The organism is Caballeronia ptereochthonis (assembly GCF_001545075.1).
GTDB lineage: Bacteria > Pseudomonadota > Gammaproteobacteria > Burkholderiales > Burkholderiaceae > Caballeronia > Caballeronia ptereochthonis.
Map to the genome: position 1 here is coordinate 1 of NZ_FCOB02000085.1, position 1,966 is coordinate 1,966.

The window sequence follows — 1,966 nt, forward strand, 5'->3', positions numbered from 1 at the left end:
GCCCAAAGCTACGCAACAAGAGCCCACTTCAGGCAAGGATCATTTGCAGGTGGTATTTGAAATGTGCCGCCGGAAGGATGCAGACAAAACGATGACGAGGCTTCTTTCGCTGTTGGACGAATTGGGTTGACGCAACAGGGGTGAGCTTCAGTCTCCCTCAGGGACCGACGCTGGATCATCCCCGTACATCACCTTCCTCAGACCCGGGAAGTACACATCACATCGCTCGTTATGGGCTGAGGCATTCCTACGGGGGCAGCTCGCCAGCTCGGCACCAAGGTCAGTCATGGGGAACTCAGGGCCAAGGGACTCCACCAGCCGCGCCACCTGATACCGGCCCCTACGCTCACACCGCGAACATGCCACCTCGATATGGCTGGCTCGTGCTGCTACATCACCGAGGGCAATGGCTCCGTTCGTCATCTTGGTTCCTTGGTTCCTTCCTTCCTTGGTTCCTTGGTTGCCTCCTTCCCTCCTTCCTTGGTTCCCGGGGAAAGTGCAACCTTGCACCTGGCTGCAACCTGGCGGCGCGTTCCCCAAATGATCAAGCTTGATCATCCCCCCGTGGAAGCCCCAAGATCAACGTTGATCTTCCTTCTAAGACCGTGACCATCTAGGACCCATCTAATAGCCTTGGAAGGGCTGGGAGGCCTCAGGAAGGTACGGGACTCGAAGACCGCGGAACCGCTCAGAAGGGCTGTATGAGGGTCCTACAGGGGGCTTCAGAATTCGAGCTCTTCAGGATTAACCCAGTCCACTCCCAACCACTTGGATATGCGCTCGACCAAGTTAGGGCTGTACATATCAAGCGCCCTCCACGTTACTTCTGGGTTGCGCTCAAGCTCCTTACCGAACGTCTTTCGCAACCGCTCCGCCAGCTTCTGAGCTTCACGCTCAACCCAGTCATCGGACCCAACATCATCATCCTTATGGGCTCCCTTCCAAAGGCTCCACGCTTCTCGCCATCTTAGATCTGCTGCGTACTCCTTACCGTGATTATCGATGATGAAGTCACGCACCTTCCGCATATCGCTGATACGGGATTTGGCTACCGTCGTTGCCTTGTGAACATCGTTGATGGAAACGTCAGGGGTGAGAACAGTCAGCCGCCATGCCGCATGGGTTTTCTCTTCGGGCTTCATCGGCAGCTTGTCACGGCTGTTCGTCATCGCTGCATGAGTAATGGCCTCATCTAATGACCCGTCGAACACCGTTACCGGAATCCTGCCCTTGAAGTCAGCCGCTTCATACGCATCAGCTCGGTGGTGACCATCAATGCAGGTCCATCCGGTACCGGTCCAAAACACGGTCAGCGGCTCAAGGGTATCGCCACCCTTCACCACCCGTTTCAACGTTGCTATGTGCTTATCGCTCTCCCAGCCCTTCTCCAACCGATGCTGGAACAGTTCCGTCATGAACAGAATCTGGGATGGGGGTAGCTTGGTGGGCTTCTTCGGGGTCGGGATGGGGTTGGCCGCAATGCTGGCCTCGACCGCTTGCTTAGTCGCGTAAAAACCGTCAGTCATGAATTAGGGGCAGATTGTAGGCTCATCCTAAAAGGAGAGGCGGGGACAGGGGCCGCAATCGTACTTCGTTTATTGAAGTAAGCATAGGAGACCCTTAGAATCCCCTGAGAATCCCTCACAGGCCCGTCAGATAAGGCTGTGGAGCATCACCGCAAGGTCTCCAAGACCACAGGAAAGACTCAGGGGTGACCTAAGGGAGCCTATGGCATCCCGTAGGGAGACGAACAAGGGGAAACACATCACAGACCATCCAAGGAAACCAAGGGCTCCCAGAGGCTCTACCGGGGCTTCCCTGAGGGAATCCAAGGGGTTGCAAAGAGGCCCCGTGGGAGACTCACCGAAGGTCTCCAAAGCCCACGGATGACCCTCAGGAGACCCCCGGGAAAGCCCCTCTGCCTATCGAAAAGGGACTTCTGCACATCGCTTTTGTAATTCTTGAC

1 protein-coding gene is annotated in these 1,966 nt (G+C 56.1%); it reads right to left on the reverse strand.

The features are described 5' to 3' along the window. Positions 1-722 precede the first annotated feature (722 nt). Positions 723-1,526, reverse strand: coding sequence for a ParB N-terminal domain-containing protein (locus AWB83_RS35520; protein ID WP_061152633.1), 804 nt, complete (start codon positions 1,524-1,526; stop codon positions 723-725). Positions 1,527-1,966 lie beyond the last annotated feature (440 nt).